Source organism: Providencia sp. PROV197, assembly GCF_028479625.1.
Taxonomy (GTDB): domain Bacteria; phylum Pseudomonadota; class Gammaproteobacteria; order Enterobacterales; family Enterobacteriaceae; genus Providencia; species Providencia vermicola.
Genome location: NZ_JAMPNZ010000001.1, coordinates 22,878 through 47,042, shown reverse-complemented (window position 1 = coordinate 47,042; position 24,165 = coordinate 22,878). Strand labels below are relative to the sequence as shown.

Below are 24,165 nucleotides of genomic sequence, written 5' to 3'. Positions count from 1 at the left end.
GATATCTCCATAATATACCGCTAAGTTTTGGATAAAATAATGGAAATATGGGTTGATGCGGATGCGTGTCCTAAGGTTATCAAAGAAGTTTTATATCGCGCAGCTGACAGAGAAAATGTGCAAATTACATTTGTTGCCAACCAACGCTTGTCGGTTCCGCCATCTCGTTTTTTAAAAACCTTACAAGTTCCTGCGGGCTTTGATGTCGCAGATAATGAAATCGTTCACCGTGCCCAAAAAGGGGATTTAGTGATTACTGCGGATATTCCCCTTGCTGCCGAAGTGATGGAAAAGGGGGCTTCTGCATTGAATCCTCGGGGTGAGCGTTACAGCGAGGCGACTATTCGCGAACGCCTGAATATTCGTGATTTTATGGATACGATGCGGGCAAGTGGTGTACAAACAGGCGGCCCTGCAAGCTTAAATCAACGGGATCGCCAACAATTTGCAAATGAATTAGATAAATGGTTATTGCAACGAAAAAAATCGTTAAGCTAAGCATATTTGATATCGACTAAATACCCTGATTTTGCGCAGTAAATCTGTATTTTAAAATAGAGTTGATAATAATTTCGTGTCTATAATAGAAAACCCTAAATTTTCGAAGACAAAATTATGGATCCGTTACATAGCATTATTATCACTCTATTTTTATTTATACTGACGTTTTTTAATCCTGGTGCCAATTTATTTATTGTTGTCCAAACCACACTTAGTTCAGGAAAAAAGGCAGGGCTCACTTGCGGTTATGGCGTCGTTTTAGGCAACGCTATCTATTCAGGGTTAGGATTATTTGGGCTTGTGACCTTAATGTCTGAATTTGGTGCTTTGTTTTCGTTAATTAAAATACTTGGCGGATTATATTTACTGTATTACGCGATTAGCGTTTTTAAAAATAAAACCCAACTAAATTTATCCACTGAGAATATGACTGAATACTTCCCTAAAGGTGTGTATTTTCGCCGTGGCTTAATTTCTGATCTTTCGAACCCGCAAACGGTGTTATTCTTCATGAGCATTTTCTCAACCACTATTTCCCCCTCAACGCCGCTATGGGCAAAATTGGTGATCTGGCTGGGGATCGTGTTGGCTTCATTGATATGGCGAATTATTCTCTGCCAAACATTTTCTCTTTCATCTGTTAGACGGCGCTATTCCCGTATTCATAAAGTGGTTGGGAAAGTGGTCGGGTTGATTTTAGGTACATTAGCAACAAGACTTATCTATCAAGGTGTTACAGAACTAATCATTAAAAAGTAGAGGGGATTAGGCTTCATTTGACTTTGCCTGATAATTGCATTTGCAATCATTGCAAGTGCAATTAAATAAGGCAAAGCGCTAATTTTACTTCGAGCCGCTTTATTTCCATTGATAAAAGCGTGTTTTGCAGGAAATAGTGATTTATTTTGGTATGTCAGCTCGTCCGTGTGTTTTGTGATGGGGATGCTGTATTTAGTCGGTGTGGTTTTTATCTAATCGAGAAAGACAAAAAGAGGCTTAAGCCTCTTTTTGCTAACTCTGGAGTATATTGCCGTTTTCTATGGCAACGTGGTATTCCGCCAACGCTGCCGCTTCTTTCGGTTCATGAGTGACTAATAAAATAGTGACACCATCGCGTTTTAATTGATTCACTTGCGACCAAAGTTGCTCTCTTGTTTGCCAATCTAAGCTGGAAAACGGTTCATCTAATAAGAGCAAAGATGGCGATGAAATCATCGCGCGAGCAAGTGCAACCCGTTGTTGTTCACCTCCTGATATTTCATGGGGGTAACGCTTGGCCAAGTGAGCAATATTCATCTTATCTAACAAAGCGATAATGTGTTGCTTATCTCTGGGGATTTTAGCCGCGTACTGGGCTAAACGGAGGTTGTTCATTACGTTCAACCACGGAAATAAATACAAACGCTGATTGAGATAACGGCAGGGGCGCTGCCATATGGGCAATTTATTCAATATGTTACCTTGGTAATAAATATCGCCTTGATAATGTTGGTAACCTGCAATGCAATTGAGCAGCGTGGTTTTCCCGCTACCAGAAGGGCCACAAATCGCGGTACAGCATCCCTCTCTAAGTGACAGTGTCACGTTCTTTAAAATCCCTGCATGAATATTCTCAAGATTTAGCATGGGTTTTCCGCCTTTTTAAACGGTGAAGTGCTAGCAACAGCACAACCGCTAATGCCATTAAAATTAGAGCACACCCGAGCGCGAGTGAAAAATCACCGCTGGCAATATTCAAATAAATTGCCATGGGCAAAGTTTCTGTTTTAAAGCGAGTTGCGCCAGCCAACATTAAGGTGGCTCCGAATTCCCCCAAAGCCCGTGAGTAGGCCAATATGCCGCCACTCATTAGCCCTTGCCAACAAAGAGGGATCTCAACCAAGATTAATGTTTTTGCAGGAGATAACCCCAAATTTAACCCTGTTCTGACAAAAGCAGGGTCAATGGCGGCAAATGCCCCTTGTGCAGAACGATATAGCACCGCACTTGCCACATAAGTTTGCGCAATGATCACGCCAAGTGGGGAAAATAACCAACGGCTTAGTTCTGGGAAAATCACAGAAAAAGGCCCTTGGCTACCCAAAAGTAGCAATAAGCCTATCCCAATGACTAACGGTGGAGTGACGAGGGGCAAGTCAAACAGTGCATCTACCGCACGTTTACCGAAAAATTCGCTGCGTGTCATCACCCAAGCCGCAGGAATGGCAATTAAGAATGCGAAAAATAATGACGTCAAGGATGTAGCAAGGGACATTAAAATCGCGAAATGAAACTCAGGCTCAGCAATTAATTGTGAAAGTAGGGATGGAGTGAGCTGAAACAACAGCGCCGTCAATGATCCGACAATCAAGAGTAATAAGAGCAATAGGGGCACAAGTGCCCACTTCATGATAGGGTACATATTGATAATTATTTTTTCGCGGTAACAGGTAAAAAACCATAATCTGTAAAGGCTTTGATACCTTCAGGCGCAGCAAAATACTCAGCAAGTAATTTAGCCTCTTTTGGCGCAGCGCTAGTGCTTAGTACTGCAATAGTGGCGATTTCTTCAGGGCTACCTTCTGGGGATGGCAACACAAGCAGTTTATCTTGGTTCTTCATCGCATCAGCTCGGCCAATAATTGCGGCATCCACTTCGCCATTTAGCAAATACATGGACAGGTGCTTAATCGTTGCGGCGCGAACAATGACTTTATCGCGTAATTGGTCACCATAACCGCTGGCATCAAGTAACAGTTCACCACTGCGGCCTAAAGCGATAGCTTTCGGATCGCCCATACCTAGCCGCAAATTACTTTTGGCGAGATCTTCAATACTGGCTATTCCTTGAGCTTTGTCTTTTCGTACGGCAACAACTGGGATATGGCGTACGATAGGGTATGCATCTGTTGCTAAAGATTTGGCTTGCAGTTTTTCAACATAATCTTCAGATCCCGGGAAAAACAAATCCCCTTGCTGAGTTAACTCAAAGCGCGTCAAAATTTGCCCCGAACCGCCATATTCAACAGTGACAGTATTGCCTGTTTCTTTTTCGAATTTTTCGACCACTTTTTCAATCGGTGGGCGCAATCCTGCTCCTGCGTACATGTGTAGCTGAGCAGCCATCGCTTGGGGTAATGTAAAGCAGATAAATAAAGAAGAGAGTAATAGGCGGCGCATGAGTACCTCGTTATCGTTATATAAAAAAACACATAATGAGGAATCAGGTTAAATTACGCAAGGCGCAACTGCGTAAGTTTTGATATTCATTAAGCTATTTGAGAATTTAATGATGAGTTGGCTTATCAGTCGAATGAACTTAAAGCCAAATCTGATTTGCTGGAGAGATAATTTGAAAGGGTTTCACACTCCCTGTTATAGAGAGAGTGGAAGCTAAAATTAGCGCTCTTCTAACACCTAACTGTAGAAGGCTGACAAGCCAAGAGGAATTTAATTAATGCGTGCGGTTTTACGTTGAATGTAAATCAACCACACAATGGCAAGAACAGCACACGCTAACCATGGTAACAACATGATATTTAAGGTTTGCCAACCTAGGTAATTTAATAGCCCGCCAGCAGCTAACGAACAGGCAAGGCTAACCATAAAGATACTCATGTCATTAGTTGCTTGCGCTTTAGCCTTTTCTTCTGGCGTGTAAGTTGAAGTCAAAAGTGCTGTGCCACTGATATACATAAAATTCCAACCAGTTCCCAATAAAATCAATGCACTAGCGAATGATGCAAAAGAAACACCTGAGAGTGCAAATAGAATATGCCCAATAAACATGGCAATACCCGCAAACATGATCTTAAGCACACCGAATCGCGTGATAAGGCTACCAGTAATAAAAGAGGGTAAAAACATACTTAATACATGAAGTTGCATTACGGTCGTGGTTGCACCTAATGAATGCTGATGGCTCATCATTGCAATCGGCATTGCTGTCATCGCAAGTACCATTACGCCGTAGCTGGTCATCCCAATAAATACTGCGACCAAATAGGTAGGTTGTAAAACGAGGGTTTTCCATGAGCGAGTTGATATAGGGGCGTGAGCCACCGTTTTTGGCTCAGCCATTGGGATATCTAATTTGCATAAAACGGCGATAGCACCGAGGGAAATTACCGCTAATAATAGAAAGGTACCTAAATATTGTGCATCAAAAAAGCTGGCGCTAGAACGGGCGAGTAAAGGCCCTAAAAGCGCAGCGACTACGCCACCAGTCATCACTAACGAAATTGCTTTTGGGCGATACAAATTATCGGCTACTTCACTGGCTGCAAATCGATAAAATTGCGCAAAAGCTTGGTAACCACCAATTAAAATCGTTCCAAAGCTAAGAACATATAATGATTGGATGACTATTCCATATGCTGCAATTAGCCCACCTATTATCCCTAAGAGTGCACCGACCAAAAAACCATTTCGTCGCCCAATTTTGGCCATCCAAAGAGATGCGGGAAACATCATCGTGGCCGTTCCCAAAAACATACCTGCAATGGGTAATGTAGCTAATGTTGGAGATGAAGCCATCTGGGCTCCCGCAAGGGCTCCGATGGTCATCACCATGACAGAGACAATTTGAAATAATGCTTGGGCACTCGCTAGCAGCCACACTTGTTGGTACATTTTTTTGGGGTGCATAAAATATGGCCTTAGAAATTAATTAGAGGGCAGAATATGTTTGAGCTTTTGAATTACCAAGTTTATGTCTTGTTGGGTTACGCCAAGGCCAAGACTAAAGCGGATAGCACCAAGACCATAACTAGAGTCAACGTTCATCGCCGAGAGCACAGGTGAAAGGGTGGCTTGACCTTCGTGGCAGGCAGACCCTGTCGACGCAGCAACACCCGATAATTTACCTAGAAGATCAGCGCCTTGTTGGTGTTTGAAACCCACATTTAATGTGTTTGGCAAACGGTGGGTTTCATGGCCGTTTAGTAAAACCTGGTCACCATAAAGGTCAACAAGTTGCTGCCAAAAATTGTCGCGTAATTGTCTTATGTCAGCGTTTTTATTTTGTGTTTGTGCAATTTCGCATGCAAGGCCAAGCGCCGTGGCAAGTAACAAGCTTTCTGTACCAGCACGAAGGCCATTTTCATGCCCAGCACCGTGGTTAATGGGTTCTAACATCGTGCCGCGGCGTACATATAAAGCACCAATCCCTTTCGGGGCATAGACTTTATGTCCAGCAATACTTAACAAATCTACATTCAGCTGATTAACATCGATTGTGACTTTTCCAATGGATTGTGCCGCATCAGTGTGAAAGCAAATGTTGTTTTGTTTAGCAATATAACCAATTTCTTCAATGGGTTGGATAGTACCTGTTTCATTGTTGGCGTGCATAATACTAATGAATGTCGTGTTAGGCGTGATTGCATTACTCACATCTAGCGGCGACACACGACCAAATTGATCAACAGGAAGATAAGTGACTGTTGCACCTAATTTCTCAAGAAATGCGAGAGGGCTTAAAATTGATGGATGTTCAGTGATTTGCGTAATTATATGTGGATTAGGATGGCGTGATAACTGATTAAAAAAATGCCCTTTGAGTGCGAGATTATTTGATTCAGTTCCGCCACTGGTAAAAATAATTTCATCGGTATGTGCACCTATTAACGATGCAACTTGTGCACGGGCATGTTCCAAACGCGATTTTGCATTATCGCTAGCCCAATGCTGGCTTGAAGGGTTGCCATACAGTGAATTCAATAGCGGCTGCATTGAGGCTTGAACTTCAGGGTGAATCGGTGTGCTTGCATTAAAATCAAAATAGAGAGATGGCATAGTTAACCCAATTAAGTAATTAGAATGTTAATAACTTATCACTAGTCATGACCCAAGTAGAGAGATCTTGCATGGTTGCTTTCTGCACCCCTACAAAATAAGGCTCATTTTTATAAATACCGCAGCGAGTTTGGCAAGTACCACACACTTTGACAGAAGCACCTTGGGTGATTAAGTCTTTTAAATTTTGGCTAAGATCTTGGTCGTAGTCTGTCGGTGGTTTGCAGATATCACGGGCAAGATCCACTGAGTCATTCATTAAAAAAATGCGGATTTCACATCCATCTGATAATAACTGTTTTGCTAAACGCAAAGCATTCCATGTGACATCGGTTCCATCGTAGGGTTCACGGTTTAATATTATTAAGGCTTTCATGGTATTTTACCTGTATTTAGATTATAGTAACAATCGAAACATTCAATTAATATCGATAATGATTGATCGTAAAGTTGCCTATGTCAATATGTTAAACGGAAATTTGCGGTGTAGGGGAAAGCGATAAGATAAGGTACAATTCAATGCAGATGAGCATGACAGGCGAAAAGAAGTGGGATTTTCGGAGGAAAATATGGCCAATATCGACCCTAAACAGCGTATTTATGCCAATTTGGCAGAAATAGCGCAAAGTATCAGCCATCCAAGCCGATTAGAACTTTTAGAGTACTTAGCACAAGGAAAAAGAAGTGTTGAGGAACTTGCTACACTTTGTGGTATTGAATTTGCCAACGCTTCCCGTCATTTACAAACATTACGTCGTGCGCGGTTAGTTGAAACGGAACGTAAAGGAAAACATGTTTATTACTCAATTGTGAACCAAGATTCGGTGATAGAACTCCTTAATGCTTTAGGCATTGTTGGTAAGCAAAACAATGCTGAAATTAAGCAAATCATGGCAGATTATTTTGAAGCAAGAGACAAACTAACACCAATTTCTCGTGAGGATTTGCTGGCTCAATTAACGGATGGCAGTGTCACTTTATTAGATGTTCGTCCTGAACGCGAATTTAACCAAGGTCATCTACCTGGTGCACTAAATATTAGCGTGGAGAAGCTTGCAGAGCAGTTGTCCCAACTCCCTAAAGAAATGGAAATTGTGGCGTATTGCCGTGGCCCGTATTGTTTGTTATCACTTGACGCCATTGAATTACTTACAGCCCAAGGATTTAAAATTAGGCGGCTTGAGGAAGGTTTCCCTGAATGGAAAGCAGCAGGCCTGCAAATAGAAAATGCTTAAACTTTTAAATGAGAAAAGGCCCACAGCGTGGGCTTTTAACGTCTATTAACGGAGGTTTAGCCACTGTTCAACTTCTTGATATGTACCTTGAAAAACAATTCTCTCTTGTTTCTGGCTTAATTGATAACGATACATTGGGTCATAATATTCATGTAGTAATGGGCAAAGCCAAGAAAAATGTGATTGGGTTTCGCCCGTCACTTGCTGGTGAATTAATGCAGTATCTAATAACGCCGTTAATTCAGCAGCCCGTTGAGAGCCCAATCGCTTTCGAATTGCAAACAGGCCATGATGTAAATACTCACTGTAAAATTGCCAGCCTTTCTCTTCACCGTATGCACCAAGGAAATCATGTGTCATCTGGTCAAAATATTCATTTTTAAGGCGTTCAAGACGTAATTCAAAAGGGTCATCAATAACAGCGATAGCCGCTGTTTCCATTTGAGAACGTAATGATATAGGCAGGCTATTTGCACCAATTGCTCGCCCTTCATCTTCAAGTACCCAACGCGTATGATTTGAAGACTTTTTGAGCATATCGACAGCAAGATGATTTTCAAAAGTCGCTTGGGAAAATTGTGCTTGCAAAGTGCGACCGAAAGACGAGCCGCGGTGATGGGCAATACCTTCTAAATCAATCCCATCTGGTTGGTTATGAACCAGAGTTGTTTTACCATTTCCTGTGCATCCACCGATTAAAATAGTCGGGCGTAGGGATAACTCATTAATGGCATCAATAGTGGTTTGACGAAGTTTTTTATAACCGCCATTAATTAGAGGGTAGTCTATGCCATTCTCTTTAAGCCATGCTTGTACAATATGTGAACGCATACCACCGCGAGCACAACAAATAAAACCACTTGGATATTGTTGGCAAGCCGTTTGCCATGCAGTGATACGGTTGGCTTTGGTTTCACCACTCACTAATTGATGACCAAGCTCAACCGCTTTATGTGACCCATACTGTTTGTAGCAAGTACCAACAGCAGCGCGTTCTTCATCATTCATTAGTGGAAGATTTACCGCGGCAGGCATTGCACCTTGTTGAAACTCAATGGGAGCACGGACGTCAATAATGGGGGTATCAGAAACAAGTATCTGGTGAATATTTTGCAGTGAAGGGATTAATTCCATAATAGTAAAAATACGCTTATCCAAGTAGCAATACCGAATACTATACGCCTAATTCCGTATTTTTACAGCTATCGCTGAATCAAAAAAGGCCTATTAAGGTATAACGATTGTTGTTTTTCATATTATGGTGTTGCGAATAGTGTTATATTGTAAATCGGAATTTGAACATGAGTAAGGGGCTGTACGATGAAAATGTTAACTATCCAGGAAATGACAGAGACACAAAAAAACCGAGTGCGAACACGACTTGCACAAGAACGTAAGAAATTAGAACGTGAATTAACCAATTCTGAGCAAACGAAAGTCAAAAAAGAAATTATTGCGGAAATTTCTAAAGAAGTTGATAAAGAAACTAGAAAAATTCGAGCGCAACAGAAAAAAGATAAACTAGTTCCAAGCGATACAACATACAGTTGGTCTTCGAGTAATCATCGACGGGGTTATCGCTAAATTAAATGAATGAGTAATATATTTTTTAATTGTTAGTATAAAAGAATCGCGTATTTCATTAAATATGAAGTACGCGATTCTTTTATTAGATACTAAATACTAATTGGGCAGCACGCAGTGCGCTTGAAGGGGAAGATAAGACACATCGTTATTCAGGTAAAGAACGGGATGCAACAGGGCTTTACTATTATGGTTATCGCTATTATCAGCCATGGTGTGGGCGTTGGTTAAGTGCCGACCCTGGTGGAACTGTCGATGGATTGAATTTGTTTCGAATGGCAAGGAATAACCCACTGAAATATAAAGATAATAATGGGCTAAATCCGTTTAATCAAATTGTTGAATATTATCATCGGCGCATTGATGAAAAGGCTAAAATAAGAGCCAATGAAAGCTATAAAATCATGTCGACAGGTACAGATTGGGTTTCACGCTCTGATGATTCAATCCCGTTTATGGATCTCGATTCTTTCAATGCAATGACGCAGGATAATATGCAGAATTTACGCCTTGCTGTGGGTGAAATCAGGGGCGATTCGTTAGAATTTGTGAATAATTTCAACGAATTAAAATTTGACTTAATTCATTTCACAGATAAACGATTTTTAGAACGTGGTAGTCATGCCGTTTTTCGTTCCCGAGATAGCTTGCTAGACAAAATGCTGATCCGCTCTGACCACACGAACACCACAGATTTCGATTTTGTGGGTTTAAAAACAAAAGATTTTGTTTTTTTCTCTCTCGGTGTTGAGGGAGTGACAGGGAAAATGGGTAGCCGATTTGGTGATTTAAAATATGTTACCCCACTAAATTCAGTGCGTGATTATAAGTATTTAAAATATGGGCATATGGCAATTAATGATACGATGCTGTTTGATAAAAGAATGACATCACAAGGTAGGCTTGTTGACAAATTTCGAGGTGATCTGTGTGCTGCCGCAACATTAACTCATGAAAAAATTGCAACAAAACCCAGTGATACGCTTTATCCGTATAGTGATTTTAAAGAAGCACTTGCATTACGCATCGTCAAATCAACGCGATTACTCAACAAACATTCGCAACAAATTGTTTTCTCAACAACTTCAGACGCAGAATTCGATAATTTAATTTCCCTTTTTTACCGCCCTCAAATTCTTGTCCCTAAAAAATTACATTCGAAGAATACTCGAATTGTACAAGGGCAGAGAATGAATATTCATTAATGATTTGAATATAAAGGAAAATAATATGAATTTGTCTTTGTTTACATCAACACCATTAGTGGTTGTAAGGGATAATCGAGGAAATAAAATCCGGAAAATTGACTATTATAGGCATCCTAATTTTGCAGAACAGACCGAGGAGCGTATTGAGTTTTATCAATTTAACACTCATGGTTTCTTAGCAACCGTTGCTGACCCGCGACAATATGTAAAACAACAAGTTAATTTCAATTATAGATATAACCTTTTGGGGTTTTCACTGCAAACTCAGGGAATAGATAACGGTACGGTGAGGGTTCTTAATGATTCTGCAGGACGTTTGTTATTAAGTCTTAATGCCAATAATTTATGGCGTACTTTTGTTTATGAAACGTCAGCGTCTTTAGGCCGGTTAACGCATATTTGGGAAAAAACTGCCGAGCAGGGGGAGCGTATTAGTGATTACCTTGAATATGCAGGGAACTCACTTCACGAGCAAAATGCTAATTTGTCTGGTCAATGTATTCGTCACTATGATACGGCTGGCCTATTGCAAATAGGCCAAATCTCTCTCACTGGGGAGGCAATTCACATTACAAGAAAGTTAATTCAATCACTTGATAATCAAGATTTTTATGTTAACTGGAATACAAATGACCGAGATGGGATGTTAAATCCTGAGCCTTTTTGTACAGAACTAAAAAATGATGCAACTGGGGCTAACATTCTTAGTATAAACGCAAAGGGGCATCAACAGCGTTTACATTATGATATCGCAGGGCAGTTACAATTTTGTGGGTTAACCATAAAAGGCGAGATTACACAATGCATGATCAAATCAATAGAGTATTCCGCAGCTGGGCAAAAACTGTATAAAAAATTGGGAAATGGTGTTGTGACATATTATGAATATGAACCACAAACACAACGGCTTATTCGGTTTAGCACTGAACGAGCAAATAATCACGAATTGGGTTTTAAATGTTTTCAGGATTTGCGTTATCAATATGACCCCGTCGGAAATATATTATGTATTCGTAATGATGCAGAGCAAACACGTTTTTGGCAAAATCAAAAAATAGAGCCTGAACAAAGGTTTACATACGATACACTGTATCAGTTAGTGAGTGTAACAGGCCGCGAAATGGCGAATATTAATCAGCAAAGGCATGCATCTCCTCAACGTTTTATGTTCGATAGTTCGATGTACACCTATTACAATCGCACATATCATTATGATAAATCAGGTAATTTAATCGAATCCCGCCATCGCACTCCAGCAATACATAGCGGCTATACAATAAAAATGACGGTCAGTGATAGAAGTAACCGCGCAATAGATTATTCATTGGCGATGGAAGCTAAAGATGTTGATGCATTTTTCACGCAGAGTGGACAGCAAAAGCAATTAATGAAGGGCCAAACGCTGGATTGGACTGTACGTCAAGAATTACTGAGTATGAGGGGGGAAACGATTTACGAACAATACCGTTATGGTAGCGACCACCAACGAATTTTTAAACTCACCGAACATAATCAACAAATAGCGACTGTCATTTACTTACCTAATCTCGAACTAAAAAATATTAACCATCAAGAGAAACTTCAGGTTATCCATATCAATGAAACCAATGGAGTGCGGGTTCAGGTTTTGCATTGGGAACAAGGAAAACCTAAAGAAATAGATAATAATTCAATACGTTATTCTATTGATTCATTTAATGGCAATAGCGGATTAGAGCTAGATAGCCAAGGTAACTTAATTAGCCTAGAAGAATACTACCCCTATGGAGGGACTGCAGTATGGCTTGTACGTAATGACGTTGAAGCGGATTACAAAACGATACGCTATTCAGGAAAAGAACTTGATGCAACAGGGTTATATTACTACGGTCATCGCTATTATCAACCATGGTGTGGTCGTTGGCTAAGTGCAGACCCTGGCGGAACAGTCGATGGTTTAAATCTTTTTAGAATGACGAGAAATAACCCATTAAAATACCAAGATAATGATGGTCTTAACCCAATTGACCGCGTTGTAGGATATTACCAGCAGTATAATAATTACCGGGCAAAATCACGTGCCAACCAGAGCTACCAGATTATGTCTTTAGGTGAACGATGGTTAGATAATAATAGCTATCGCCCTGTTTTTAATAACTTAGAGACATTTTTTGCGCATACTCAGGAAAATATGGTTCAGATTAGGACTAAGGTAGGTGACCTGAGTGATGATGAGAGAGGTTTTGTTGATAACTTTACTAAGCTAGATTTCACCTTACTGCATTTTTCAGACCAACAATTTCTTAAACCCCATAACCGTGCAACGTTTCGTTCAAGAAATGAGCTCATCAAGAAAGGGATCTTATCTGCGTGTGAAACCAATACCACACCAAGCGATGTACTGAACTTGAAAACGGTTGATTTTGCTTTTTTCTCATTAGGGATCAGAGGAGTGCGCGGAAAAACACGGAGTGAATTCGGTGATAACCTGTACGTCACTTCTGTAGATGATATCACGGGCTATAAGTATATGAATTATAGCCATATGGCTATCAATGATACCTTGGACTTTTATCGCAGAGAAACGGATATAAAACGTTTAACAGCACGCTTTCCTGATGACTCATCAGGTGTCGCCGCACTAAAAAGTGAAACGATCGCAGAGAGTGCGATTAACACGTTGTATTCATTTCAAGATTTTAGAACAGCACTTGCTTTAAGAATCGTGGACTCAGCACGTTTGCTTTCTTCTGAGTCACAGTTAAGTGTTTATGAAACCTCAACCAATGACAGTTTTGACCAATTAATTTCGTTATTTTACCGTCCTCAAATGCTTGTTCCTAAGAAATTAAAATCCAAGGCAACGACGGTGTCTAATGTTCGGCTTAACTAATGGGGTCAAATTAAACGTTTTTTAAAGGAGGAAAAATGGATGAATTTTCAATGGGGAAAACACCTTCAATAACGATTACTGATAATCGCGGGCTCAATATTCGGTTAATTGAGTATTATCGCCACCCAGAGACCCCCGAAATAACAGATGAAAGACTCACCTTTCAGTCAGTTGATATTCGTGGATTTCTGCTTGGGATAAGTGATCCTCGTTTACAGGAGAAAACGTCTTTCAATTTTCGTTTTAAAGCAGATTTGTCAGGCCTTGTATTGGTGAGTGAAGGCGTAGATAACGGACAAACGGTGACGATTAACGATATAGAGAGTCGATTATTAGTGAGTATTGATGCTAATGGTGTTACCCGTACTTATGACTATGAAGATAGTACTTCCTTAGGTAGGCCATTGTGCTTGAAAGAAAAATTGGCTGGTGGAAAGACTCGAGTAACCGAATGTTTCGAATATGCGGATAATTCCATTATTTATCAAAATATTAATTTATGCGGCCAATGCATTTTCCACTACGATACGGTAGGATTATTGCAATTAGACCAAGTCTCATTATTGGGAAAAGCGATTTCACAAACTCGACGTTTAATCCAACATGCTGAAGATGCTGAATATGAGGTGGATTGGCAAACTGATGAAAGGGAGGAACAACTTGCGGTTAGCCAATTTGTCAGTTATTGCATCACGGATGCAACAGGGGCAAACTTAGTGACTGAAGACACTAAGGGCAATCAACATCGGCAATCTTATGATATTGCAGGGCAATTAAAAACCTACAGCTTAAAAATTAAAAACGCGTTAGAGCGGTGGGTTGCAAAAGAGATACAGTATTCTCCTTCAGGTTTGAAAACCAGTGAAGAACTTGGTAATGGCATTGTTGCAAACTACGAATATGAAGCACAGACTCAATATTTAGTTCGTGTGAAAACCCAAAGGCCAACGGATCATTTATTGGGGTTTAAATTAATTCAAGATTTAATTTATCAGTATGATCCCGTGGGCAATGTTGTTTGTGTTCGTGATCAGGCGGGGCAAACACGTTTTTGGCACAACCAAAAAGTTGAGGCAAGACAAGAGTTTCAGTATGACTCATTGTATCAATTAGTCAGCGCGTCTGGGCGTGAAATGGCAAACCAAGTTTACCAATCTTCAGCACCTTCCCGTTGTATTTCGTTTGATAATGCAACCTATACGCGATATTTTCGTACTTATTGTTATGATAATAGCGGTAATTTAACGAAAATTTCCCATCGCTCACCTGCAACAAACCAACGTTATTCAACACAAATAATCACTAGCAATCAGAGTAATCGCGCAGTATTAAACGAATTGGCTTCAAGCGCAGAAAAAGTCGATGAGTTATTTACTGCAGCGGGGCAACAGAAAACACTGCTTCAAGGCCAACACCTTAACTGGACAACTCACCAGGAACTTCGCTCTGTCAAAAGCGCTGATGCTATAGAACATTACTGTTATGACCATCAATACCAACGAACAGTGAAAGTGACTGAACGTTCGGGACAAAAAATGAAAGTGATATATTTACCGAACTTAGAGTTAAGAAATCGCAACGATGATGAAATATTACAAGTGATTACGGTTAATAGCTTGATTGGGGTACAGTTTCAAGTATTACATTGGGAATGTGGCAAGCCAAAAGGGGTTGCCAATAATGCCATGCATTATTCACTTAGTTCATTAACGGGAAACCAAGGAATTGAACTTGATAACGAAGGAAATATCCTTAGCCAAGAAGAATATTATCCTTATGGCGGAACAGCAACTTGGTTGGCAGATAATACCTCTTTAGCAGGTTATAAAACGCGGCACTATGGTAATAAGGAACTTGATATGACAGGGTTATATTATTATGGTCGCCGTTACTACCAACCATGGATTGGGCGCTGGCTGAGTGCTGACCCTCTGGGTGCTGCTGACGGGAATAATTTATACCGTATGGCGCGCAATAACCCAATGACATATTATGACGAACAAGGGCAATACCCTAAAATTGCTCATTATATTTGGCTTGGTCACAAAGAACTTCCCGCTGATGGCATCAGTAATATTGCCAGCTTTAAACATAATAACCCTCAATATCAGATTAATTTGTGGAGTGATAACCCAACGAAGTTGAAAAATAAGCTCATTGAACGAGGTTATAGCCAAGCGATATTCAATGTTATCAATGTTCAAAAACCTGCCCCATTTGATTATCAATATCAAGCAGCGATTAACCGAGAATCGACTAATACAACCTATGCGAATTATGCGGCTGCATCAGATATGTTAAGAATCGGTATTTTAAGGCGGTTTGGTGGGTTATATATGGATATTGATGTTATGGTCGATGGCCCAATTGGGGAAATTAGACCACTTTTAGACAACCAAGACGAACTTCCCGATCTGCTAATTCATCATGGGAGGGATTACAAAGGAAAAACTGCCTTAGGTAATGCCGTTATTGCCGCCAAAAAGAATGCATTTAGTCTACACAGTGTAATGCGTTATATTCGCTATCTTTATACGCATAATGGGGTAGAGCCTTTTCTTGACGTTGTGCCCCAAAGCAAATTTGATACCTTGACGGCTAAAAAGAATTATTATTACCCTAATATTCCTTGGTCAGTTCTCATGTGGCAAGGAAAGCGTTTAATTCCACATATGCGCCGTAATATTACAGTCGATGGTACAGGCCCTGGTATGTTTGTCAGTTGGATCCGCTCCAGTTGCCCATTTGATAAAAGCATGCGAGCGCGAAAACTCATCAATCAGTCAGGCTTTTTTGGTCATAGAGCATCACTAACAAGTTGGGGGTTTGGGCTTAATGCAGATGGGCAAACATGGTATAAACCCCGCAAAGCTCGACGCGCTTCTATCTAAAATTTAACCTCAATCTGGATAAAAAATAAGTGAGATTGGGGTTATCAACTTGTTTGGCGAGCATCACCGCTTGTGCTGCATTTAGTCACGGGGGGATCTTGAACTAATATAGATAAGTAAAATTCACTAAGTGACTGTTTATCAGAGTGTTCTACTAGAAAATTTAGCTTATTTACCGTAATTTGGCTGAATACATTTCCGCCAAAGATGCTTTTACGATGAAAAAACGTATTTTATTGCTGATTTTGTTTACCAGTTTTAGCTATGCAAAATCCAATTATCATAATAATTCCTCCCGTCATGATACACAAGTTGTGCATATCTGTGCATTATCACCATTTTCTGAATTTTATGCAGAAGCTGCGTTTTCAGAACAAAATGCACGGCAAAAAACGTCTCGTCGCTGTGAGTTAGGGCAAGGGAAAGGCAGTATTTTTTGTAAAGCCAAAGATGCGAAATGTAGCACCAGCAAAATATCATTCAATGGTGATTATCTCGAAGAGAGCATGTTTGTATACACAAAAACATGGCAAAAGGGAGAGTATCTTGAAATTGATGAAAATATTCCTAACTTATCCCGTTATGATTTTGCAGATAAAATTGCCTCTTACAGTATTCCTGATGGCTGGACAGTGCGTTTTTATGAAGGGGTTAATTATACAGGGAAATACCACACAGAATCGGGTGGCGAGCACAACGCATTAGGTTATGGTGAGAAAATACGCTCCATTAAAATCATACGTCGTTGATTATGTGAGTACATAAGGTCAGAGAACCTGACCTTATTCATTATTTAAGATTCTAACATATTAACGAATTGGCTGTTTATTCAATGGCTAACAGCCAGTTTTGTTCCGCCATTACCTTACCATTAATTTGCAACTGTATTTGCTGTTTTCCTGCATAATATTGTCTTGTGGTGATGGGCTTAACCGTGTGTTTTTTTTCTAGGGTGAGGGTTTCATAGGCACCGAGCGTCATTGTGCGTAGCTTAAATACTTTTGGCGCTGTTTTTCCGTTCGCTTTCATAAAACCAATAATATAATCGATCACCAAATTTTGCGGTTTATCACTGAATGAACGTAGAGAAAGCTCAAGTATTAAATTTTCACCGAGTTTAATATTTGGAGTGACATTAAATCGTTCAATAGAAACTTGCGCCCCATGTTCCACACCAATAAGTGCCAACGCGTTGTGGTTTCCTTGTTTAATTAGCGTTCTTAATGCTTGTTTAGTGATCCATTTGATATATTGCTGTTCTTGTGGTGTATTGGCCTGTTGTTTCCATTCAGTCAGTAGTTGTGTCACGTAGCTAGGGTGGTCTTTCGAAATATCATTAAGGTGGTTGGCCACGCTTTTGCGGACATATAACTCACTATCAAACTTAAGTGCATCTAAAATTGGGCGAGTGATAATAGGGTTTTGGATAAACGCATGTAATTTCTCACCCCAAGGGAGGCGAGAACGAGTACCTTCAGATGCCCAACGGCGCACATGGACATTATCATCAATAGTGCATTTGGTTAGAAAGCTCATGGTTTCATTAGGGTATTGCTTGATAAAAGGGCGAATGGCCCATTCAGAGGTAAAATAGGTGGTGAGTAATTTTAAGGCATCGAGTGAAATGTCGTAGTGTGCTAAACCTTGTACTTGAATAAACTCAGCCAATGGCCAAATAGCAAATCCTTGTAATTGATTTTGTTTTAGCACCGAAATAATGATTTTAAGTGCGCTAGGGTAATCAGATGGCAGTGCGGTAATTAAAACGTCTCGGATCGCATGGACTCGTGCTTTCATTTCAAGTTGGGACATTTTAGAGGCTAAATCATGCAATGTTTTTGCATTAAATTCTGGGTATTCAACACTAATGAGTTCAGCAAGTCGCTGTAACATCGCTTCATTAAAATGGTGCTTAAATGCTTTATCATTTTGTTCTTCGATTACACTCGTCATACCCATTCCCACCTCGCTATTTAAAGGAATATATTGCCTGAAATTGCCTTGGCAGAATATGCTATTTTTGTATTTTAGCAGGAAAAAACTTGTACTAGACCAATCAGTCCAGTACAGTAGTGCCATGAATAAACACACAGAACACGATACACGTGAACATCTTTTAGCTACGGGTGAGCGCCTTTGTCTGCATCTTGGTTTTACGGGGATGGGGCTTAGTGAACTTTTAAAAACTGCACAAGTACCTAAAGGATCGTTTTACCATTATTTTCGCTCTAAAGAAGCGTTTGGTGTTGCGATGTTAGAACGTTATTACACAGACTATTTACAACGCCTAACAAAGCACTTCGAACAAGGGGCAGGGAATTACGGCGACCGATTTTTAGCTTATTATGGTGAAATGCTGCAACAGGTCTGCCAGGTGGGTCATATTAATGGTTGCCTCACGGTAAAATTATCAGCTGAAGTGTGTGACTTATCTGAAGATATGAATAAAGCGATGGATGAGGGTGTTCGGCAAATTATTGGTTTGCTTGCGGATGCCTTAGAAAAAGGTCGCCAAGAAAAATCGCTTTATTTTATGGGTGATCCTTTATCAAACGCTCAAGTTTTCTATGCGCTTTGGTTAGGGGCAAATTTACAATCAAAAATTACACGTAGCACGGTTCCATTGGAAAACGCGTTGGAACATGTAAAGAATACACTTCAGACGCCAAATAGTTAAATGGCGTTTTTATTTCTCTAATTACTAGTCGACTGGTCTAATATGGAGCTGTTATGTCGCAAAAACAATTATTCACACCACTTAAAGTTGGTGCTTTCACTGCAGCAAATAGAATATTCATGGCACCATTAACGCGTTTGCGTAGTATTGAGCCAGGTGATGTCCCTACAGAATTAATGGGGGAGTATTATCGTCAACGTGCTAGTGCAGGGTTGATCATTTCGGAAGCGACACAAATTTCAGCGCAAGCAAAAGGCTATGCAGGGGCTCCAGGGTTACATAGCCCTGAGCAAATTGTCGCTTGGAAAAAGATCACAGAAGCGGTACATGATGCAGGTGGTCATATTGCCGTACAACTGTGGCACACGGGGCGAATTTCCCATGATACGTTACAACCTGAGAATCAATCACCTGTTGCACCTTCGGCACTAAGTGCTAACACACGTACGTCTTTACGAGACGAGCAAGGTAAACCAGTGAGGGTTGAAACCTCAATGCCGCGAGCGCTAACATTACAAGAAATCCCTCAAATTGTTGATGACTTTCGCCAAGCGGTAGAAAATGCGCGCCAAGCGGGATTTGACATGGTGGAATTACATGGTGCTCACGGGTATTTATTGCACCAATTTTTATCGCCAGATGCAAATCATCGTGATGACCAATATGGTGGTAGTATTGAAAACCGCGCACGTTTTTTGTTGGAAGTGATTGATGCCGTATGTGAACAATGGGCACCAGAGCGCATAGGTATTCGACTCTCTCCAATTGGTAGTTTCCAAAATACAGGAAATGGCCCCGATGAAGAGTCAGACGCATTATATGTGATTGATGCGTTAAATCAGCGTGGGATTGGTTATTTACATCTTTCTGAGCCTGATTGGGCAGGCGGTAAGCCTTATACAGAGGCATTTCGTCAAAAAGTTCGCCAGTGTTTTGATGGTGTAATTATTGGTGCTGGTGCTTATACTATTGAAAAGGCAGAAGATTTAATCGAAAAAGGATTAATTGATGCCGTAGCTTTTGGCCGTGATTTTATCGCAAACCCTGATTTAGTTGCGCGCTTGCAGCATGGTGCACCACTGAATCCTCAGCACCCTGAAACATTTTATGGCGGTGGTGCAGAAGGTTATATTGATTATCCATTTATGAAATAGAAATATAATAGATATAGGCGCAAGCAACGGATGACTACTAATTTTTCTTGCGCCAAATTGTAATGTATATATTGCAATATTGACTTTTTTTATACTATTTGGAATATATACGTTACCATTTTAATCTGAGTGTATTCCAAACACTCTCCCTCAGTGCAGCTGGAACACCATGGTGTTCAGCAAGCTCTCGCCACGTTGAGACCACGGCAATTGTCTCATCAATTATTTTTTTTGCTTTATTTCTACGTAGGTGTGTAATTTGTTCTGTGATTGACAATAAGTCATCATGGGTAAAATTATCACGTTTACCCGCTAATGACAGTTGGTGAGATTGTACCCATTCTGAGTCTTTTTTATAACTCCAAGCGAGGTCATAAGCAGGCGCTAACTGCCATTCGTATTGGTCGTTCACCATAAATGACCAATTCTTAGTGTGGTCATCATGGTTACGGGCGATGATATTAAACACCATTCGGCGATATATTTGCTCTTGCTCTTTATTTGATAAACCCAACTGCCTTGCAGTTAACAGTAGCTCTTCGTAACTAAATGCACCTGGTTTTCTAAAGTCTGCATGCGCTAAGCCACATAAACTAAGGACGTGATATTTTAAATTTCCCACTCTGTCAAAGCGCTTAGTCATAAAATGAGCACGTCCACTCTGTGCTTCCCTTAATAACTCACATTCTGACATTTCAATACCCACTTGTGTGGCCATCAGGTAATAAACATACTCCATCACCCCAAATCCTTTTGGGTCGCCAAAGGTTTCTTTATTGCTTTGGTGCTCTACAACACCATCAAATTTAAGTAAGTAATGTTCAAACCCTTCTGGGACTTTTACTTGGCCTGAGCGGATTTCTGTACGGTCTTTATTGACTGCGACTACGGCTTTAGCACGTGCACCACCTGCAGAGGTGCCGATTTGTAGCAACTTAGACATCGAGGATTCTTCACTATCCGTTAAATGCAAATCATCTCGCGCATCCAACACTTTTTGGGCGATATTGACCAATTCTTCAATCAATATTGGGGTATCTTCTTCAATGTTCGGGTAATTCGTCGGTTGGTATTCAAGTGCGCCCATACCCCGAGTTCCAGTATAGAGTAATCGGTCTAAGGCTAAAAATTGTGATTTGTCTTTACCTTGGCGTGCCAGCCACGCATTGATCAAGGCGTTTCCGAAATCATCGGGTAAGGAGTCTGCAAATACAGCAGGTAAACCGCGATAGGTATCAACAGGTAAACTGCGGAAAGTATAGGTTTGTGAACTCAACGGTAAGTGAAGTGGGGAGAGACTAAAACCCTCTTTTTGCCACTCTTTGGTATATTCGAACGTCGCAAAGCCGCTATCATCTGTATAGGCCAAATAGCCCGTGGGTATATTATCAAAAAAGACAGTGCAAGATTTGGCTATCATATCGAACCTTTATTTTTTCGGTTAGCTAACATTTCTTTGACAGAGAGTTTGGTCTGTATTTGATTACGCCTAACATTTTGTTGTTTAACTATTTCTGAAGGACGTAAAGACGGAGGGGGGATCAATGTGTCGAACCCTTCCAATAAATTCAGCTCGCGTAATACGCTGATAAATGTTCCAAGGCTGCAAGTGCCTTTTTGTATTCGTGCGTAGGTTGGTCGGCTAATACCTAGATTTTCGACAAGCTCTTCCTGTGACAGCCCCCTAGATTGCCTATAATATTCAAGGCGGTTATAGAGTTCTTGTGTTATTGCTAAATCTGACATTGCCATTGAAATTTTCATAACGGCCTCTTTTGTAATATATATATTACAATATAGTGTTTTTTTTGGCGATCTGCAACGTATACGTTACGGTTTATATCAGGGTTAAAAATTAGATGAATTAGGTTGATGAATAAGATAATTCACTCTTTTCTTTATATAGGTAAACCTCGTACAGTAAAGGTACATTTATTCTCGTTGAGCCACTTATGAAACGTATCCTTTCATTAATCACGGCGGGGTTTATCTCACTTTGTAGCATAACAAGTGCTTTTGCAGGTGATCCTGGTCCATACCGCTTAGTGTTTCTCGATATATCCCAAGACCCATATAAAGATGGACAAAAATTAGTGATAGAGCTGCGCGAAATGAACGCGCTTTCTGACGCTCAGGATCACAACTGTTTTATTTGTGATGGCAATGATGGCAGCTATTCTGTTGAGGTGCTGTATGTTTACTCCGCTCCCGTTGGCCTATTAACGGAAGACTTACGCAAAGCCGTGGAAGGGGATAAGCAAGCGAAAACCCGCATGCAAAAGGTATTAACTGAGTTCCATGATAAGCAAGGTGAGGGTGTTGATGGCTTATTATTATATGAGCATGTTGCTGGTAAAGTGAATATCTATACTATGGATAAAAAAATTGGATCTAAACTGGAGGTTGAAAGCAAAGCGGTGAAAAACCACTTACTGCATTCCAGCTTAGATAGTTTGTTAGAAAAAGCGGCCAATAAAATAGATAGGCCTGTTTGATTAAAAACGCCTCTTACTTATGTTAAGGGGTTTCAAATAGCGTTAAGGCGTTTGAAAACCTCTCAATCAACATCTTAAAGACGTCGATCTCATCATCACTCCATTGATTAAACATTTGTTGGTAAAACTGGTAGCGTGTTTGGTCTATGTTGCGAAAGATAGGCCTATATCCCTGGCTACTGTAACCGAAGATTTCACAAAAACTATGTGTGGAAAAGATTTTTATAAAAAATATAAAGGCTAATTTTTTACTTGTAACAGGGTCTAATAAGAGAAATAGGGCTAAATAAATCAGCCCTATTTTTTATTTTATTAGAATTGGTAAAGTAATCCTAAGCCCAGTACATTATCAGTATTGATACCGTAATCACGGGTGAAATCATTGTCGTTAAGTAAATTAATTTTATAATCAATCACTGCAGACATATTATTGTTAAAGTCATATGCTGCACCAACAGCAATATATTTGACTAAATCTTTATTACCATTTACTCCTAAGTTTTTACCTTTTGATTGGTTGTAGCCAATGGATGGAGTAAGCCCGAAATCAAAAGAATATAACGCAACAACCTCTAAATTTTCTGTTTTGTTAGCAATCGATTCATTATCTGAGCCAAATCTTGTCGTATTTAGAGCTTGGCCGTACATTGCAGCTAAATAAAATTCATCGAGCTCCAATTTACTGCCGATATTCCATGCTTCAGCACGTTTACCTGTCGCGCCAGTTATCACATTATTTTGGCCCGATGTCCGTTTTGAGTTTGAATATCCACCTCCAAACGTGACGCCGTAACCTAAATCATATGCCGCTGAGAAACCATAACCGTCACCATTATTACTTAAAACATCATCGCTGGATGATAAGTTTTGGTCGCCATTTTTACCTTGATATTGAAGTGCAAAGTGTAGACCTTCAATGTAACCAAACCCATTATTATTACGATAAGTCAGTAAGTTACGGTTACGGCTGGTCATGAATGTATCTTCCTGATCCATTGTATCCGCCCCCCATAAAGGCAGAACATCGGTCCATGCGTTAGTATCATAAATAACACCATAGTTACGTCCATAATCAAGAGAACCAAAATCGCCTAATTTCAAACCAGCATAGGCCAAACGGTTTTGATTATTATTAGTACTTTCAGACTGATTAGTCGCAGTTTCCCACTCAAAGCGACCAAAGCCTATCAGCTGATCTGTAATCTGTGTATCACCTTTTAAACCTAAACGCACTCTTGAATCATCACCATCTTCGCCACTTTTAGAATTGGCAATATGATGGCGGACATCAATTTGTCCATAAATATCCATTTTATTACCTTGATGGTTATAAACTTCAGCGCTATAGGCTGTTCCCGTCACGATTAACATCGTGCTAAATATTACTAATATATTGAGTTGCATTGGAATTTATCCTTAAAGTCTATTTAATTGGAATACTTGGTTAACCCTTACAACAAGTAACAAATAGGTATTATCAACTATAGAAAACACTTTGGGCAATTCTTAATAAGTAAGAAAAGATGTCATTTAGGCAGATATAGAGCAGAACAAACTATTATTTCCTTATTAATAAGTACGTTATTGCAAGAACAAAGTAGAACAATATTTTTTAGGATAAATAAATTATTCAAGATGATTTTAATATCGCGATCGATATCCCAAAAATAGTAATGATTACTTAGTCTAAATTTAAGCGATCTCATAATGGATAACACTATAATTTCTAGTAAAAACCAATTTTCATCTTGATGAATAGATATGTGGAAAAGG

General features: G+C 40.0%; 21 protein-coding genes and 1 pseudogene. 11 read left to right on the top strand and 11 right to left on the bottom strand.

Annotated features, from left to right (window positions below; translation table 11 throughout):
- Positions 1 to 39: 39 nt before the first annotated feature.
- A complete protein-coding gene (locus tag PR808_RS00220; RefSeq protein WP_272538416.1) occupies positions 40 to 498 on the top strand; it encodes a YaiI/YqxD family protein in 459 nt (152 codons plus the stop codon).
- 117 nt (positions 499 to 615) lie between these two features.
- The gene (locus PR808_RS00215; protein ID WP_272538415.1) at positions 616 to 1,260 is read left to right on the top strand and encodes a LysE family transporter; all 645 of its coding nucleotides are present in this window, start codon (positions 616 to 618) and stop codon (positions 1,258 to 1,260) included.
- Positions 1,261 to 1,512: 252 nt separating this feature from the next.
- Here PR808_RS00215 and PR808_RS00210 read toward each other — a convergent pair whose 3' ends face one another.
- The 6 genes from PR808_RS00210 to PR808_RS00185 form a co-directional block, all read right to left on the bottom strand.
- A complete protein-coding gene (locus PR808_RS00210; protein WP_272538414.1) occupies positions 1,513 to 2,127 on the bottom strand; it encodes an ATP-binding cassette domain-containing protein in 615 nt (204 codons plus the stop codon).
- On the bottom strand, positions 2,114 to 2,893 hold the full coding sequence (locus PR808_RS00205) for an ABC transporter permease (RefSeq protein ID WP_241016889.1): 780 nt from the start codon (positions 2,891 to 2,893) through the stop codon (positions 2,114 to 2,116). The genes PR808_RS00210 and PR808_RS00205 overlap by 14 nt, the downstream gene beginning before the upstream one ends.
- A 17-nt stretch (positions 2,894 to 2,910) precedes the next feature.
- Complete coding sequence (gene modA / locus PR808_RS00200; RefSeq protein WP_272538413.1) at positions 2,911 to 3,660, bottom strand: molybdate ABC transporter substrate-binding protein; 750 nt, start codon at positions 3,658 to 3,660, stop codon at positions 2,911 to 2,913.
- A gap of 270 nt (positions 3,661 to 3,930) precedes the next feature.
- Positions 3,931 to 5,127: an MFS transporter gene (locus PR808_RS00195; protein ID WP_272538412.1), complete on the bottom strand. Its 1,197-nt coding sequence runs from the start codon at positions 5,125 to 5,127 to the stop codon at positions 3,931 to 3,933.
- Between the two features lie 18 nt (positions 5,128 to 5,145).
- A complete protein-coding gene (locus tag PR808_RS00190; RefSeq protein ID WP_272538411.1) occupies positions 5,146 to 6,276 on the bottom strand; it encodes a cysteine desulfurase family protein in 1,131 nt (376 codons plus the stop codon).
- 19 nt (positions 6,277 to 6,295) lie between these two features.
- Entirely contained in the window at positions 6,296 to 6,652 is a 357-nt protein-coding gene (locus tag PR808_RS00185; protein ID WP_272538410.1) for a DsrE/DsrF/TusD sulfur relay family protein, read from the bottom strand.
- A 193-nt stretch (positions 6,653 to 6,845) separates the two neighbouring features.
- Here PR808_RS00185 and PR808_RS00180 point away from each other — a divergent pair, with 193 nt between their 5' ends.
- Positions 6,846 to 7,511: an ArsR/SmtB family transcription factor gene (locus PR808_RS00180; RefSeq protein WP_206086029.1), complete on the top strand. Its 666-nt coding sequence runs from the start codon at positions 6,846 to 6,848 to the stop codon at positions 7,509 to 7,511.
- A 45-nt stretch (positions 7,512 to 7,556) separates the two neighbouring features.
- Here the strand turns inward: PR808_RS00180 and mnmH are convergent, their stop codons facing one another.
- Complete coding sequence (gene mnmH, locus PR808_RS00175; RefSeq protein ID WP_272538513.1) at positions 7,557 to 8,645, bottom strand: tRNA 2-selenouridine(34) synthase MnmH; 1,089 nt, start codon at positions 8,643 to 8,645, stop codon at positions 7,557 to 7,559.
- Positions 8,646 to 8,831: 186 nt separating this feature from the next.
- On the opposite strand from mnmH, the gene PR808_RS00170 reads away from it, so the two are divergent.
- From PR808_RS00170 to PR808_RS00150, 5 genes and pseudogenes are all read left to right on the top strand, one after another.
- Entirely contained in the window at positions 8,832 to 9,095 is a 264-nt protein-coding gene (locus PR808_RS00170; protein WP_206086030.1) for a DUF3811 domain-containing protein, read from the top strand.
- A gap of 104 nt (positions 9,096 to 9,199) precedes the next feature.
- A pseudogene (locus tag PR808_RS00165) lies at positions 9,200 to 9,418 on the top strand (RHS repeat-associated core domain-containing protein); the annotation flags it as partial.
- A gap of 907 nt (positions 9,419 to 10,325) precedes the next feature.
- Complete coding sequence (locus PR808_RS00160; protein ID WP_272538409.1) at positions 10,326 to 13,175, top strand: RHS repeat-associated core domain-containing protein; 2,850 nt, start codon at positions 10,326 to 10,328, stop codon at positions 13,173 to 13,175.
- Between the two features lie 35 nt (positions 13,176 to 13,210).
- Positions 13,211 to 16,066, top strand: a complete 2,856-nt coding sequence (locus tag PR808_RS00155; RefSeq protein ID WP_272538408.1) for an RHS repeat-associated core domain-containing protein — start codon at positions 13,211 to 13,213, stop codon at positions 16,064 to 16,066.
- Between the two features lie 218 nt (positions 16,067 to 16,284).
- Positions 16,285 to 16,815 carry a beta/gamma crystallin-related protein gene (locus PR808_RS00150; RefSeq protein WP_206086049.1) on the top strand — a complete coding sequence of 177 codons (531 nt, stop codon included), beginning with the start codon at positions 16,285 to 16,287 and terminating at the stop codon, positions 16,813 to 16,815.
- Positions 16,816 to 16,891: 76 nt separating this feature from the next.
- Here the strand turns inward: PR808_RS00150 and PR808_RS00145 are convergent, their stop codons facing one another.
- The gene (locus PR808_RS00145) at positions 16,892 to 18,019 is read right to left on the bottom strand and encodes a DNA alkylation repair protein (protein WP_272538407.1); all 1,128 of its coding nucleotides are present in this window, start codon (positions 18,017 to 18,019) and stop codon (positions 16,892 to 16,894) included.
- Between the two features lie 124 nt (positions 18,020 to 18,143).
- On the opposite strand from PR808_RS00145, the gene PR808_RS00140 reads away from it, so the two are divergent.
- Positions 18,144 to 18,743 (top strand): TetR/AcrR family transcriptional regulator, encoded by a 600-nt coding sequence (locus tag PR808_RS00140; protein ID WP_272538406.1) that lies wholly within the window; start codon positions 18,144 to 18,146, stop codon positions 18,741 to 18,743.
- A gap of 53 nt (positions 18,744 to 18,796) precedes the next feature.
- Positions 18,797 to 19,897, top strand: coding sequence for an alkene reductase (locus PR808_RS00135; protein ID WP_206086052.1), 1,101 nt, complete (start codon positions 18,797 to 18,799; stop codon positions 19,895 to 19,897).
- Between the two features lie 112 nt (positions 19,898 to 20,009).
- On the opposite strand, the gene PR808_RS00130 is transcribed toward PR808_RS00135, so the two are convergent.
- Both PR808_RS00130 and PR808_RS00125 read right to left on the bottom strand, forming a co-directional pair.
- Positions 20,010 to 21,317, bottom strand: a complete 1,308-nt coding sequence (locus tag PR808_RS00130; protein WP_206086053.1) for a type II toxin-antitoxin system HipA family toxin — start codon at positions 21,315 to 21,317, stop codon at positions 20,010 to 20,012.
- Positions 21,314 to 21,661: a helix-turn-helix domain-containing protein gene (locus tag PR808_RS00125; protein ID WP_206086054.1), complete on the bottom strand. Its 348-nt coding sequence runs from the start codon at positions 21,659 to 21,661 to the stop codon at positions 21,314 to 21,316. The genes PR808_RS00130 and PR808_RS00125 overlap by 4 nt, the downstream gene beginning before the upstream one ends.
- A 188-nt stretch (positions 21,662 to 21,849) precedes the next feature.
- Here PR808_RS00125 and PR808_RS00120 point away from each other — a divergent pair, with 188 nt between their 5' ends.
- Positions 21,850 to 22,392, top strand: a complete 543-nt coding sequence (locus PR808_RS00120) for a hypothetical protein (RefSeq protein WP_206086055.1) — start codon at positions 21,850 to 21,852, stop codon at positions 22,390 to 22,392.
- A gap of 312 nt (positions 22,393 to 22,704) precedes the next feature.
- Here PR808_RS00120 and PR808_RS00115 read toward each other — a convergent pair whose 3' ends face one another.
- A complete protein-coding gene (locus PR808_RS00115) occupies positions 22,705 to 23,796 on the bottom strand; it encodes a porin (protein WP_272538405.1) in 1,092 nt (363 codons plus the stop codon).
- Positions 23,797 to 24,165 lie beyond the last annotated feature (369 nt).